The following is a 14,143-nucleotide window of genomic DNA, read 5'->3' as shown; positions in this document are numbered from 1 at the left end:
TTGAAAAAGTTTTGGAATTGGGTTTCGAATGAAGAAGGTCGAGTACTTTACTTGGATGGTATTATAGCCGAGGAATCTTGGTATGACGATGATGTAACTCCAAAGCAATTTAAAAATGAGTTAAATAAAGACTGTGGAGATATTGATATTTGGATCAATTCGCCAGGAGGTGATGTTTTCGCAGCTAGTCAAATTTACAACATGTTGATGGATTATAAAGGACACGTCACTGTGAAAATTGACGGGATTGCCGCAAGTGCCGCATCTGTCATAGCGATGGCAGGTGAAAATATTCTAATGTCTCCAGTTTCCATGATGATGATTCACAATCCAATGACGATTGCATTTGGAGATTCATCTGAGATGAAAAAGGCAATCAGTATGCTAAGTGAAGTAAAAGAGAGCATCATTAATGCCTATGAATTAAAAACGGGCCTTTCAAGAAGAAAACTTTCACATCTAATGGATGGAGAGAGTTGGTTTAATTCCAAAAAGGCAGTTGAACTTGGATTTGCAGATGAAATTATGTTCCAAAATGAAAATGAACAATCCTCACCAGAAGAAGGGATTATTTACAATAAAGTTGCTGTTATGAATTCATTCCTGCATAAGTTACCAAAAAATGAAGCAAATACAGATATTAATATACTGGAAAAGAGACTTGATCTCTTGAAAATTTAAGGAGGAGATTTTAATGAGTCAAATTTTAAAACTGAGAGAAAAACGAGCGAAGGTATGGGAGGAAACAAAGTCTTTCCTCAATTCTAAGAAGAAAGAAAGTGATTTTTTGTCAGCTGAAGATACAGCTACTTATGAAAGAATGGAAGAGGAAGTGGTCAATCTTGGCAAAGAAATAGATAGATTAGAGCGACAAAAGGCTATCGATTTAGAATTATCAAAGCCAACAAATCAGCCAATTAAATTAAATCCAACTGAGATGGGCAAACCTAAAGCAGGTAGAGGAACGGATGAATATAGAGAGGCATTCTGGAATGCGATGCGAAACAAAGACAATTATAACCTAAAAAACGCATTACAAGTAGGTGTAGATACTGAAGGTGGATATTTAGCTCCAGATGAGTTTGAGCGGACTTTAATACAATCGCTAGAGGAAGAAAATATATTTCGTACTTTAGCTAAAGTTATTAATACATCGTCAGGAGACAGAAAAATACCAGTGGTTGCTTCCAAAGGAACTGCATCTTGGGTTGATGAAGAGGCCTTGATTCCTGATTCGGATGATAGCTTCGGACAAGTATTAATTGGAGCTTATAAAGTAGCAACGATGATTAAAGTATCCGAAGAACTATTAAATGATAGTGCGTTTAATCTTGAATCTTATATCGCAAAAGAGTTTGCCAGACGGATCGGTGCTAAAGAAGAAGAAGCTTTCTTCGTTGGAGATGGCACTGGAAAACCGACTGGTATTTTTAATGCAACGGGTGGTGCAGAGTTAGGAGTGACTGCAGCTTCAGCTACGGCTATCACAGCTGATGAAATCATAGATTTAGTTTACTCCTTAAGATCACCTTATCGTAGGAATGCTGTATTTGTCATGAATGATGACACAGTTAAAAAGATACGGAAGCTTAAAGATGGTAATGGACAGTATTTATGGCAACCATCTATTAAGGCTGGAGAACCAGATACTATTTTGAATCGACCAGTTAAGACTTCACCGTATGTTCCAACTGCAAAGGCTGATGCTAAAACGATTGCATTTGGAGACTTTGGCTACTACTGGATTGCAGATAGACAGGCACGTTCCTTCCAACGATTAAATGAACTTTATGCTGCGACAGGACAAGTTGGATTTAAAGGTACACACCGAGTTGATGGCAAATTGATTCTTCCTGAGGCAATCAAGGTGCTCCAACAGAAAACAACATAAATGGAATTTTTAGCTTATAAATGTATTGGTGGTGCAGGTGTATGCTGACGCTTGAAGAAGCTAAATTATATTTACGTGTAGACGGTGATGAGGAAGATACCCTTATCACCGCTCTAATTGGTACAGCGAAGGAACTCTGTGAACAAATACTAAGATATCCGTTTACAGATTTTGAAGAAATCCCTTTAACGGTGAAACAAGCAATGCTATATTGTGTTGCAAATATGTATGAGAAAAGAGAAGGAACATACAACTACACTAGAAATGATAGTGGTGGGATTAAAGAAACAATTGAGATTATGAAATTAATCCTAAATAATTACCGAAAAGAAAGTTGGTAATGTAATGGAAATTGGAAGGTTAAGAAATCGCGTTACTTTCCAAAAGCATATTTATGGTACCGATCCAGATGGATTTCCAATTGAAGAATGGGTGGATGTTGCAACTGTATGGGCGGCAGTCTCCAACCTTAGCGGTAGAGAGTTTTATGCTGCTGCCGCAGTACAGGCGGAAAATACGGTAAGTTTTATTGTTCGATACTTCCCAGGTATTGACACAACATACAAGATACTTTTTAGGGGAAAACAATATAACATAATTGCTATTGATAATATTAGGTATGAAAATAAATATTTGATTCTAAAGACGGACATTGTTACTGGTAGCAGTAATTAATTATTTTTTTTTTAGAAAGACATAATCAAAAAAACTAGTTAAAAAGAGGTGAGAAAATATTGGTGGTTAAAGATGTTTTTGTATATGTTCAAACATTGATTACGTTAATCGGCGGGTGGGTAGGTTGGTTTTTAGGTGGGATTGATGGATTTTTATATGCATTGATTGTTTTTGTTATTATAGATTATATTACAGGAATAATGGTTGGAATTATTAAACGTGAACTCTCAAGTGAAATTGGAGCTAAGGGGATTTTTAAAAAGATTTTTATCTTTATTATGGTCGCAATTGCTCATATTGTAGATAGTCGACTTATAGGTGATAGCAGTGTAATTCGCACAGCTGTCATCTTTTTTTATTTATCAAATGAAGGTATCAGCATCTTAGAAAATGCTGCAAGAATTGGGCTTCCTATCCCACAAAAACTAAAAAATGTTCTTGCCCAACTGCGTGACAAAGGAGGAAATGAAAAATGAATTTAAGGAAATTAATTTTTACAAATAACGATTGCTACAAATCAGGAAAGAAAATTAGACCAACGGGAATTATGGTTCACAGTACAGGAGCAAACAATCCTAATCTAAAACGTTATGTGGGACCAGATGATGGATGGCTTGGTAAGAATCAATACAATAATCACTGGAATCAGTCATGTCCCGATGGTAGACAAGTTTGTGTTCATGCTTTTATTGGGAAATTAAAAGATGGCTCGATTGCAACGTATCAAACTTTACCATGGAATCATCGTGGATGGCATGCTGGTGGAGAGGCGAATAATACACATATTGGCTTTGAAATTTGTGAGGATGGTTTAACGGATAAAACTTATTTTAATCAAGTTTATAAAGAAGCGGTTGAATTGTGTGCGTATCTTTGTAAGCAATACAAATTAACCGAGAAAGATATTATTGGCCACTACGAAGGATATCAAAAGAAAATCGCAAGTAATCATGTCGATCCAAGTCATTGGTTTACAAAACATGGAAAGAGTATGGATATATTCCGAGCAGATGTAAAAAAGGAACTTGCGAAGAGTATAACACCTTCAAAACCGATATCCGGAAAGAAACTATATCGAGTGCAGATTGGTGCATATAGCGTAAAGGCTAATGCAGAGAAGCAACTTGCAAATGCTAAAAAGGCAGGTTTCAGTGATGCTTTTATAAACTACGGTTAAATAAAAGTGCCCAAGGGGTGTGATTTACTTTGGGCACTATATTACTTATGTTCAGTTTTTATAGTTACTTGTCCGTCTAATTTATAATCAGATTCCCCAGTTTCAATTTTTTCATCACGGTTTATTTTATATTTCCCACCTCTTAGGTTAATACTGATATTCAGCTTTTGGTTTTCTTTCAATCCACCGTTTAATAGATTATAAATGTATTCTTTACCTTCCAAGAAGCCTTTCTTAGGAACATAACCGACCAAATATGAATCTATATAGACCGCTATTGCCTTTGAATCATATTCGTTGTTAGGTTCTAATTGTAGCGAGCAATTGGAAAATAATGCACCTGCATATTCAAAAATTGGTTCATCATAAGTGTCTTCTAAGATATCTTTGTTTGTCATACCCTCAAATTTTTCATCAAAGAAAATACTATCTTCTTTTTCTTGTTGTATGGCTTTTTTTATAGCTTTTTGGTAAAAAGAGGTTCCTGCAATTTTGAAATCAATGTATTCAAATATTCCATACTTCTCTCTCTTAGTCACAGAATAGCTTGTTTCAGCAATAGAGACAGGCTCTTTATATTCTTCTTTTATTTCTGTAGTTATGTTCGTTTGCTGTTTTTCCTTTTCACTTTTATTAGATTTGTTCCTAAACAGAAAATCAAATATCCCCATGTAAATCCCCCTTAAATTAGTATCAACTTTGATTAATAGATTCCTAATTGATTTGCTTGTTGAATAAACTTTATTATCTAATATTGATGATAATTGAATAAGGTAAGTTTATCAAAGTATAAAGAGAAAAAACTTCAAGTTATCGTAAAGGGGTTCGAATACCCTCTTTTTATCGCATATAGGTAGAAGACTTTTAGGAGGAATCTATATGCGAGTGAAACAACATAAAGCAAAAAACACGTCTGCAATGAAAATGAAGCACGAAATAACGCATGAGCAATTGCAAAATGAATTTGATTATTATTATTCAGAAGGATTGCTCATGAAAATTCTCGAAAACAACCTCATCACAAAAGAAGAATTCAATAAAATTAACGAATTAAATCGTCAGAAATTCAAACCGTTATTAGGTCCTTTGATGTGCGATAACCCTTGATATATCAAGGGTTTAGAGCTAATATATCACGTACAAGAAGGGAGGTTGAGTTGATGAGAAAGATAACAACGATTGATGCTACCACTAATCAGAAAATAAAAGATAGATTAAGAGTTGCTGCTTACGTTAGAGTTTCTACCGTTAATGAGGATCAACTAATTAGTTTGGACGCACAGAAGAAACATTACAAAACTTTAATTGAAAAGAAATCTGAATGGAAGCTTGTCGATATTTATTGTGATGAAGGAATAACAGGAACAAAAAAAGACAGACGTCCAGAACTATTAAGAATGATTTCCGATTGTGAAAAGGGAAAAATTGATTTCATCATGACAAAGTCCATCAGTCGGTTTGCAAGAAATACAATTGATTGCTTGGAACTAGTTAGAAAGTTAGTGGACTTGGGAATTCATATTTATTTTGAAAAAGAAAACATAAATACTGAATCGATGGACAGTGAACTGATGCTTTCAATTCTTAGTAGCCTTGCGGAAAGCGAATCAATATCGATTTCAGAAAATAATAAGTGGGCAATTAGACAAAGATTTAAACGCGGTACGTATAAGCTGGCTTATCCACCATATGGTTACGATTATGTAGACGGACAAATAATTGTGAATGAAGAACAGGCAAAAATAATCAAACGAATCTTTAAAAGTGTACTGAATGGTAAAGGAACAGAAAAAATTGCTAAACAACTAAACGAAGAAGGAGTTCCAACGAAAAGGAACGGAAACTGGACTGGATCTACCATTCGAGGAATTATTAAAAATGAAAAGTATACTGGGGATGCCTTGCTACAAAAAACGTACACTGATGAAAACTTTAACCGAAAAGTTAATAAGGGCGAATTAGATCAGTATCTAATTGAAAAACATCACGAGTCGATTATTAATCATGCTGAATTTGAAGCGGCAAATAAAATGCTTGAATACCAAGCCACTCAGAAGAATGTGAAAAGTGGCAGTAGAAAATATCAGAACCGCTACCCATTTTCAGGGAGGATTGAATGCGCAGAATGTGGCGATTCATTCAGAAGAAGGATTCATACATCAACACATATAAAATATATTGCTTGGTGCTGCTCAACACACATAAAAAATAAAGATGTGTGTTCCATGCTTTTTATTAAAGAGGAGAGAATCCATCAAGCATTCGTCACAATGATAAATAAGTTAATTTTCGGAAGGAATTATGTACTGATTCCTTTACTGAAAAAGTTGGAAAGTTTAAAGTTCGATAATAGCTATGAACAAGTTCAGGATATCGAAGTTCAGATAGAAGATAACAAAGAGCAATTACAAACATTGATTCATTTAATGTCAAAAGGCTTTTTAGAACCAGCCATTTTTAACGAGCAGAAAATAGAACTTCAGCGGAACTCAATGGAATTAAAAAATGAAAAAATAAGATTACATCAATTAATCAACGGTGGGGTAACGCAGATTGAAGAATTGAAAAAACTGCTAAAGTTTCTAAACAAGATGTCAAATATCCAATCATTTGAAGATGAGATATTTGAAAAATATGTCAAAAAAATTATTGCTTACTCGCCAACAGCAATCGGATTCCAATTAAAATGTGGCATTACATTGAAAGAAAGGATTGATAGATAATGGCACACACTCCGTTTGGATATCAGATTGTAGGTGGAAAGGTCTTTGTAAATGAACAAGAAGCGGAGCGACTGAAGACTTTATTTAAAGCGTATTTATCAGGCAAGTCAATGCAAAATGCGGGAAAGAAAGCAAACATCAATCGTACTCATAGTGGAATTACAAGACTTCTTACAGATGAGCGGTATCTCGGTAACGAAATATTCCCAGCTCTAATTTCAAAAGAGGTTTTTGAATGTGCTCAGGAGGAAAGGCACAAACGCGCTAAAAAATTAGGCAGATTAAATAGGAAAAAGAAAGAGGAACGATTTCAACCTAGTTATGAATTTTTGATTAATGAAATAGAAAAGGAATATGACAATCCAATAAAACAAGCAGAATATGTATACAGTTTAATACAAAGTGAGGTGACTTAATCAATGGCTGTAGCAAGAAACGTGACAGTCATTCCTGCAAGAGCAAGAGTTAGAAATAATCAAGATGAAGCGGAACGAAAGAAACTGAGAGTGGCGGCCTATTGCCGAGTTTCAACTGATAGTGACGAACAAGCATCAAGTTACGAGGTTCAAATTGAACATTACACATCTTATATTCAAAGCAATCCAGAGTGGAAACTTGCAGGTATTTATGCCGATGATGGGATATCAGGAACGAACACCAAAAAGAGAGAACAGTTTAACCAAATGATTGAGGACTGTATGAACGGAAAAATCGATATGATTATTACAAAATCTATTAGTCGATTTGCGAGAAACACATTAGACTGCTTGAAGTATATTAGGCAGCTAAAGGATAAAGAAATACCTGTATTTTTTGAGAAAGAAAATATTAACACAATGGATGCCAAGGGTGAAATTATGTTAACTATCATGGCATCCCTTGCACAACAGGAAAGTCAGTCCCTAAGCCAAAACGTAAAACTAGGCATACAGTATCGTTACCAACAAGGTGAAGTGCAGGTGAATCATAACCGATTTTTAGGCTATACAAAAGATGAAAATAAGCAACTAGTCATTGTACCTGAAGAAGCAAAGATTATAAAACGTATATACCGAAAATATTTAGAAGGGGAAAGCTTGATCCAAATTGCTCGTGGACTTGAAGCAGATGGAATATTGACAGCAGCGAAAAGGAAAAAGTGGCGACCGGAATCAGTTAAGAAGATCTTGCAGAACGAAAAATATATAGGAGATGCACTGCTTCAAAAAACATATACCGTAGACTTTCTGACAAAAAAGCGGGTTGTGAACAATGGAATCGTCCCACAATACTATGTAGAAAACAATCATGAACCGATTATTCCAAGAGAGATTTATTTACAAGTGCAGGAAGAAATGATGCGAAGGGTAAATATTAGAAACGGAAAAACTGGAAAGAAACGAGTATATAGCAGTAAATACGCATTATCTAGCATTGTGTTTTGTGCAGAATGTGAAGATGTTTTTCGAAGGGTGCATTGGAACAACAGAGGTTACAAATCAATTGTTTGGAGATGCGTTAGCAGATTGGAGAGAAAAACACATCTATGTAATGCAGAAACCATCAGAGAAGATGATTTGCAAAATGCAATTGTACAAGCAATAAATGAAGTGCTGGGCAGTAAAGATAGTTATTTAAGTATATTGGTAGAAAACATTGAAACAGTTTTAAATGAAAATGCAGATAAACCTACAGCTGACATTGACGAAAAGCTAGAAGAACTACAAATGGAACTGCTCAGACTTGCTAACTCAAAAGCAGATTATGATGAAGTGGCAGAAGAGATTTATAGACTGCGGGAATTGAAACAAGATGTCTTGTTGAAAAATGCTGAACGTGAAGGAATGAGACAGCGGATAGAAGAAATGACAAAGTTTTTAAAAGAACAACCGAAGCAACTTGAAGCATATGACGATTTACTTGTTAGAAGATTGATTGAAAAAATAACGGTTCGTGAAAGACATTTAACAATTGAATTTAAATCGGGAATTGAAATTGAAAAAGATATTTAAAATAACTTCTTTACAAGCTCATGTCTAATATGGCATGAGCTCTTACTTTGTATTAAATTGACTGAGAATTCTATGAGTTATAGAATAGAGTAAAAACTAAGGAGCGTGTAACGGATGATATCAATCTCCAGGAAAGATTTATATGATATGCTCTGGTCAATAGGAATAACAAAAACAGCAAGGGATTTAAAAGCACCCTATGATAAATTAAAAAAAGCTTGTTTAAATAATGATATACCACTGCCGACAGCATCCTATTGGAGCAAGTTACACATGGGGAATGAAAAGCCAGTTCAACCACCGTTACCAAACTCAGAAGATAACCGTATAGTTTCTATTGAAAAGGCGAAGAAACATCGAGTTACCACTGTACCAGAAAAAATTATTATACCCGATGCTAATAAAGATGCTAATGAAATATCAAAAGTTAATACTAAGACTTCACCAACTGAAAAGAAAGAACTTCGTTATTTTTCTTATTTAGAATCTGAACAAAAAAATTTAATGGATATTTATAATTCATTGAATATCAACAAAAATTTATCTACTAAGCCACATAAAGAGATAATAAAATACCGTAGAAAAACAAAAACTTATAGGGAAGATAGACTAAGAATTAAATCTGCATCAGGTGAAATATTTCCTGAAGTATTATCTTTTATTGATAGTTTGTTTAAAGCACTTGAAAAAGCTGGTGCAAAGATCATATGTAAATTTGATGAAACAGAGATAATATTTAAGAAGTATACTTTCACAATAAATTTTAAGCTTCCATGCAGAAAAATAAACCTTTCTCCAGAAGATAAAAATTATTCAACTTATCACACATATGAATATGAAACAAAAGGAACGATTAATGTCGAAGTTGGGTATAAAGCTTATTGGTATCGTTGGAGTAGAAATGAAAAGGTGATCAATCAAACTAAAACTATGTCAGTAGAAGATTTGTTAAGAAAGGTATTTATTTATATCTTTTCATTGCCACAAATTATTGATGAGGAAGAAAAGGCTCATATAATAGCTGAAGAGAGAAAACTAAAGGAAGAAGAGGAAAGGTTATTACTCAAAGAACGGCGAGAAAAAGAATATAAAAGAACACAGGATTTGCTGAATAATTCGATGAACTATTTTTATTCAAATATTATAAGAGAATATATTTCTAGTGAATTAGATAAGTCAACAGATGAATATCAGTGGGCCATGAATAAAGCTAATTGGATTCAAGATTCTAGTAAACATCCAGATGAGTTATTAACGGAAAAAGAGAAAAGTGAGTTGTTTAATTTAAAGTTAAATAATAAATATTTTTACTAAGTACAAATGGAAGTGAGCAAATGATTATAGGTTTTGAAAAATGGTTAAGGAACCATGATGTACAAAGCGAGGCTAAAGAGCTGTTCGAAGAAAGTATTATTTGCTATAAAGCATCAGCCTATAGAGCATCGTTACTATTTTCCTTTTTAGGCTTTCAAACGATTATTAAACACAGAGTTATCAAGTCTAGAGCTGCAAAGGATTATTCAGACGGCGAATGGAGCCAAATAAGAAAAGATTTACAAAATGATGATTTATGGGACAAAAAAATAATCTCATTGATAAGTAACAAAAAGAAGCCCATATTTAACATATCTGAGGATTTAAGGGATCAGTATAACTTTTGGAAAAATCGTAGAAACGATTGTGCCCATGCGAAGGGAAATACTGTCAGCTATCCCCATGTTGAAAGTTTTTGGTTATTTATTCAGTCTAATTTAACTAAATTCGTGGTCCATGGCGGGATGAAATTTATATTAGAAGAGATTAGTGATTATTATAATCCAGTATTTACTCCTCCTGAAACACCAATAGATCCAATTGTACAACAAATACCAACTGCAATAGAGATTGACGAATATAGTGACTTTTTAACCCAATTAAAGAGTTTTACATTAGAAAGATATCCTCAACCATTCAAGGTATTAGACGATGAAATAGCAAAAGTTTGGTATAGACAATTTGAACTTCCTGAGGTGTACTGTGAGATATTAATTGAATTTTTAACGGAGGAAAGTGGCTTTTGTTTAGATATTCTAAGAAGAAAAAGTTCAATTATAAGGTATTTTCATGGCAGAGAAACTTTTATAAGAGAGCTGTGGAGAAGTAAGTTTAAAGTGTCGGATGATTATAAGATTCTTATTAGCTTGCTTAGAAACAAACTGATACCCAGAGACCAATTAGAAGAGGCTTATGAGCATGTATTTAATACCATAGATTCTGATATTTTTGGTACGGAGTATAAATGGAACGGAATGTTCAATGATATTTCTGATATAGACAAGCTAACTCTAATCCAGCAAGGTTTTTTTAAAACATTTTATGAGAAGGCTTTTGTCGGTGAAACTATTGCACATAATTTTAACTGGGGAAATCGAAATAAAGAAATTGTTATGTATTACATATCCCAAATAGATTTAGATGAAAAAATCGTTAATGCAATAAATAATGCTTTAGATAGTGCTTATCCGCCTTTCAAATTAAGGGATGAACTAGAGGAACTTTATACCTTAAAACCCCATCTTCTAGAAAAACATATAGAAATATGTCAAGCAAATACTTGGAGAGTTCCTGATATGCTAAAATATTTATCGGAGCAGCTGAGTAAGGATTAAATATATATTGACATGTTCTCGCATACGTCCAAAACGGTCGATATGTTTCCATGAACGTAAGTTTCACTAAAATTCATTAAAACATCAATTCTATCAACTCGTCCCAAGCATATATACTGTAAGGGCAGTCAAACTTTGTTATGATGATGTTTGATGTATTGCGAAATGTTTTAAGAAAGGATGTTTGTATGCTTGATCTGTTAAAGTCACATTCATCTGTTCGACTATATAAAGACGAACCCATCTCTGATGAAATATTTTATGAGATGCTTCACGCTGCACAACATGCGGCAAGCTCCAATTTTGTCCAGGCTTATTCCGTCATCAGGGTGAAAGATTCTGTCAAAAAAGATAAGCTGGCCGAGCTGTCGAAAAATCAGAAACAATTTGATTCTGCTCCGTTGGCGCTTGTTTTTTGTGCCGATTTAAAGAGACTGGAACATGCGGCAAGAATTCAGAAAAAGGATATACGAGCCGGATTGACTGAAAACTTTCTTGTTTCAGTGATTGATACGGCTTTATTCGCTCAAAACTTTGTCATTGCCGCAGAATCTAAAGGGTATGGAATTTGCTATATAGGAGGGGTGCGGAATAATCCGGAACTCATTAGCGAAGTGCTTGAATTGCCGGAATTTGTTGTTCCATTGTTCGGGATGACGGTTGGCGTGCCGGATGAATCCAACGAAGTAAAGCCGCGTCTCCCGGTCGAAGCTATTTTACATGAAGATACATATGACGAGGAGAAATATGAGCGGATTCTGGAAGATTACGATAACATCATGAAAGATTATTATGAACAGCGGACAGCGAATAAACGAGACAATGCCTGGACGGATGTGATGGCGGAATTTATGGCAAAGAATCGCAGAGAATATATGCTAAGATTCTTGCAGTCAAAAGGTTTCTTGAAATTTTGAGCGGTCGGTTGACGGCTCGGGGATTACGTTCAATTTCCATAAAAGATTCTTTCACATGAAAACCATCCCGAGGGACGGTCCCTAAGGTTCATGATCGCCGTAATATGGTAGCTAAAAAAGCGGTTGAGTTGCATGGAGCCTGTCAGTTGGATTTCATCCATTTTCCTTAGGGATGCGCGTATTCTTTAAAACATGGTAAAATGATGGATGAAGACAGAATTACTGGGCTTGCGAAAAATGAGGGCTTTACGGCGGGAGCAAATGTGAATCCTGAGAGGTCCGTGTTCGAGTCGGCGCAATTTGTGCCGGTATCACGGAGGCGGGACATGTCACTCAGCTTACAGTGATTTGGTCGTCAAGACGACTGCTTGATTTTTGAAGTTATGAGCAAAAACGGTTGGCTTATCATGCATACTCTCCTGCAAGGGCTTACCAGATCAGGGGAGGCAATGCTTCAACAACTGATGTGCGCAACCGCATGACTGAAATATTTTAAAATATAAAAGAAGTTTGAGGAATTTGGAAGAAGGGGAATTAAAAGATGACGAAAGAAGAAAAACAGCAGTTATTTAAAGAAGCGCTTGGCAACTATCCTACCGGAGTAACAATTGTTACGACGTTTACAGACGAAAATATACCAGTTGGACTTACTGTCAACTCTTTTGCATCCGTTTCTCTCGATCCGCTTCTTATACTCTGGTCAATCGACCATCGCGTTTCATCGCTCGAGGCTTTTACAAAGGGCGATAAATTTGCGGTTCACATTCTTGCGGCGGATCAGGTCGAATTGTGCAAAACATTTGCGACACCTAATGTAGATAGATTCAGCCAATGCGAATGGAGCGAGTCCGAATTTGGTCTGCCGGTCATTGAAGGAGCTTTCTCCGTATTGCAATGTGAGTTGTTTAAGGCGGTCGAAGCCGGCGACCATACGATTCTGATTGGGAAAGTGTTGGATATTCAAGTAGAGAATCGCAATCCGATGCTGTATCATCGACGCCATTTCGGATCGATTCCGGCGGAATTTTATACAGATGTTGAAAATAATTAATCGTGCTTAAGACTTTTATTCAGAAAGGATGGTCGACGATGGAAGTTTTCTTTATAACCGGTGCTTCAAGAGGTATTGGCTTGGCGCTCGCAAAAGAACTTTTACATGAAAATCACATCCTTGTTTGTACAGCCCGCTCAAAGAATCATGAGTTGGCTGCGCTGGTAGAAGAAAAGGGAGTACATCTCGCTTTTATAAAATATGATTTGGCCGAAACTGCCGGCTTGGACAGCTTAATGGACAACATGATTGCACATATGCCAAACTATCCAGAGTCTGTCACACTCATCAATAATGCCGGAGTGATTGATCCGATCGGGAATACGGAAGACAATCCTGTTGGGGAAATTGAAAGAAACATTGCGGTTAATCTAACAGCTCCGATGATTTTAACTTCGGCTTTTATTCGCAGATTAAAAGACAAACATGTTCCCAAACGGGTCGTAAATGTGTCATCGGGAGCAGGCAGGCATGCCTATGCGGGATGGAGCAGTTATTGTGCCGCGAAAGCGGGTCTTGACCATTATTCCCGGGCTGTTTCGTTGGAGCAAAAACGGGAGCCTTATGGGGTGAAAATTGTTTCAGTTGCTCCAGGCATCATTGATACGGATATGCAGAAACGAATCCGGTCTACGGATCGGAAAAATTTTGAACTTGTTGATCAATTTAAAGGGTATAAAGAAAAAGGATTACTCAGTTCAGCGGAAGAAACGGCAAAAAGACTCGTCCAATTGGTGAAACATCATGATTTTTCCTCAGTCGATGTCGTCACAGATTTGCGAAATATGTAATCGTTGGGGATATAGTCATAACATTTAAAGAAAAGTGCCCTTTATTTTACAATAATGATAGCAACATCTCTTATGACCTTTTAAGTGAAAGGCTCATACTAGGTTAAGGTGCTGGGACACAAGTTGCAAGCTGATTGATATTCGTAAAATCGCGAGAATAAAACCGCGTGAAATCAAGGTTTTAAACTTGATTCCATGCGGTTTGTTTCATGTTTACAGGGTTTTGTCCAAGCCCCTTGCTATTTCGTATTTGCCTATGTCCAAGCCCCTTCCTACGAT

16 protein-coding genes are annotated in these 14,143 nt (G+C 35.7%); 15 read left to right on the top strand and 1 reads right to left on the bottom strand.

Going from position 1 to position 14,143, the window contains the following annotated elements; all coding sequences use genetic code 11:
• From MHB50_RS11130 to MHB50_RS11105, 6 genes are all read left to right on the top strand, one after another.
• Entirely contained in the window at nt 1-681 is a 681-nt protein-coding gene (locus MHB50_RS11130) for a head maturation protease, ClpP-related (RefSeq protein ID WP_340083780.1), read from the top strand.
• 13 nt (nt 682-694) lie between these two features.
• Nucleotides 695-1,891, top strand: a complete 1,197-nt coding sequence (locus MHB50_RS11125; protein WP_340083779.1) for a phage major capsid protein — start codon at nt 695-697, stop codon at nt 1,889-1,891.
• Nucleotides 1,892-1,932: 41 nt separating this feature from the next.
• Nucleotides 1,933-2,232, top strand: a complete 300-nt coding sequence (locus tag MHB50_RS11120) for a head-tail connector protein (RefSeq protein WP_340083778.1) — start codon at nt 1,933-1,935, stop codon at nt 2,230-2,232.
• 4 nt (nt 2,233-2,236) lie between these two features.
• Nucleotides 2,237-2,566, top strand: coding sequence for a phage head closure protein (locus tag MHB50_RS11115; RefSeq protein ID WP_340083777.1), 330 nt, complete (start codon nt 2,237-2,239; stop codon nt 2,564-2,566).
• A gap of 62 nt (nt 2,567-2,628) precedes the next feature.
• The gene (locus tag MHB50_RS11110; RefSeq protein WP_340085330.1) at nt 2,629-3,042 is read left to right on the top strand and encodes a phage holin family protein; all 414 of its coding nucleotides are present in this window, start codon (nt 2,629-2,631) and stop codon (nt 3,040-3,042) included.
• The gene (locus MHB50_RS11105) at nt 3,039-3,743 is read left to right on the top strand and encodes an N-acetylmuramoyl-L-alanine amidase (protein ID WP_340083776.1); all 705 of its coding nucleotides are present in this window, start codon (nt 3,039-3,041) and stop codon (nt 3,741-3,743) included. The genes MHB50_RS11110 and MHB50_RS11105 overlap by 4 nt, the downstream gene beginning before the upstream one ends.
• A 41-nt stretch (nt 3,744-3,784) precedes the next feature.
• Here MHB50_RS11105 and MHB50_RS11100 read toward each other — a convergent pair whose 3' ends face one another.
• Nucleotides 3,785-4,414 carry a hypothetical protein gene (locus tag MHB50_RS11100; protein ID WP_340083775.1) on the bottom strand — a complete coding sequence of 210 codons (630 nt, stop codon included), beginning with the start codon at nt 4,412-4,414 and terminating at the stop codon, nt 3,785-3,787.
• A 208-nt stretch (nt 4,415-4,622) separates the two neighbouring features.
• Between MHB50_RS11100 and MHB50_RS11095 the strand changes: the two genes are divergently transcribed.
• The 9 genes from MHB50_RS11095 to MHB50_RS11055 all read left to right on the top strand — a co-directional run bounded on the left by MHB50_RS11095 (nt 4,623) and on the right by MHB50_RS11055 (nt 13,864).
• Nucleotides 4,623-4,850 carry an SHOCT domain-containing protein gene (locus tag MHB50_RS11095; protein WP_340083774.1) on the top strand — a complete coding sequence of 76 codons (228 nt, stop codon included), beginning with the start codon at nt 4,623-4,625 and terminating at the stop codon, nt 4,848-4,850.
• A 53-nt stretch (nt 4,851-4,903) separates the two neighbouring features.
• The gene (locus MHB50_RS11090; protein ID WP_340083773.1) at nt 4,904-6,466 is read left to right on the top strand and encodes a recombinase family protein; all 1,563 of its coding nucleotides are present in this window, start codon (nt 4,904-4,906) and stop codon (nt 6,464-6,466) included.
• Nucleotides 6,466-6,882, top strand: coding sequence for a recombinase (locus MHB50_RS11085; protein WP_340083772.1), 417 nt, complete (start codon nt 6,466-6,468; stop codon nt 6,880-6,882). Before MHB50_RS11090 ends, MHB50_RS11085 begins: the two co-directional genes overlap by 1 nt.
• A gap of 3 nt (nt 6,883-6,885) precedes the next feature.
• Complete coding sequence (locus tag MHB50_RS11080) at nt 6,886-8,457, top strand: recombinase family protein (protein WP_340083771.1); 1,572 nt, start codon at nt 6,886-6,888, stop codon at nt 8,455-8,457.
• Between the two features lie 114 nt (nt 8,458-8,571).
• Nucleotides 8,572-9,771 (top strand): hypothetical protein, encoded by a 1,200-nt coding sequence (locus tag MHB50_RS11075; protein ID WP_340083770.1) that lies wholly within the window; start codon nt 8,572-8,574, stop codon nt 9,769-9,771.
• A 20-nt stretch (nt 9,772-9,791) separates the two neighbouring features.
• On the top strand, nt 9,792-11,105 hold the full coding sequence (locus MHB50_RS11070; protein ID WP_340083769.1) for a hypothetical protein: 1,314 nt from the start codon (nt 9,792-9,794) through the stop codon (nt 11,103-11,105).
• A 188-nt stretch (nt 11,106-11,293) separates the two neighbouring features.
• On the top strand, nt 11,294-12,022 hold the full coding sequence (gene nfsA / locus MHB50_RS11065; RefSeq protein WP_340083768.1) for an oxygen-insensitive NADPH nitroreductase: 729 nt from the start codon (nt 11,294-11,296) through the stop codon (nt 12,020-12,022).
• A 541-nt stretch (nt 12,023-12,563) separates the two neighbouring features.
• Nucleotides 12,564-13,073 (top strand): flavin reductase family protein, encoded by a 510-nt coding sequence (locus MHB50_RS11060; protein ID WP_339163681.1) that lies wholly within the window; start codon nt 12,564-12,566, stop codon nt 13,071-13,073.
• A 38-nt stretch (nt 13,074-13,111) separates the two neighbouring features.
• Nucleotides 13,112-13,864: a (S)-benzoin forming benzil reductase gene (locus MHB50_RS11055; RefSeq protein WP_205180238.1), complete on the top strand. Its 753-nt coding sequence runs from the start codon at nt 13,112-13,114 to the stop codon at nt 13,862-13,864.
• Nucleotides 13,865-14,143 lie beyond the last annotated feature (279 nt).

The sequence above is a fragment of the Siminovitchia sp. FSL H7-0308 genome, assembly GCF_037980985.1.
Taxonomy (GTDB): Bacteria; Bacillota; Bacilli; order Bacillales; family Bacillaceae_C; genus Siminovitchia; species Siminovitchia thermophila.
Note: the sequence above shows the minus strand (reverse complement) of the source record. Positions and strands in the feature narration are given on the sequence as shown.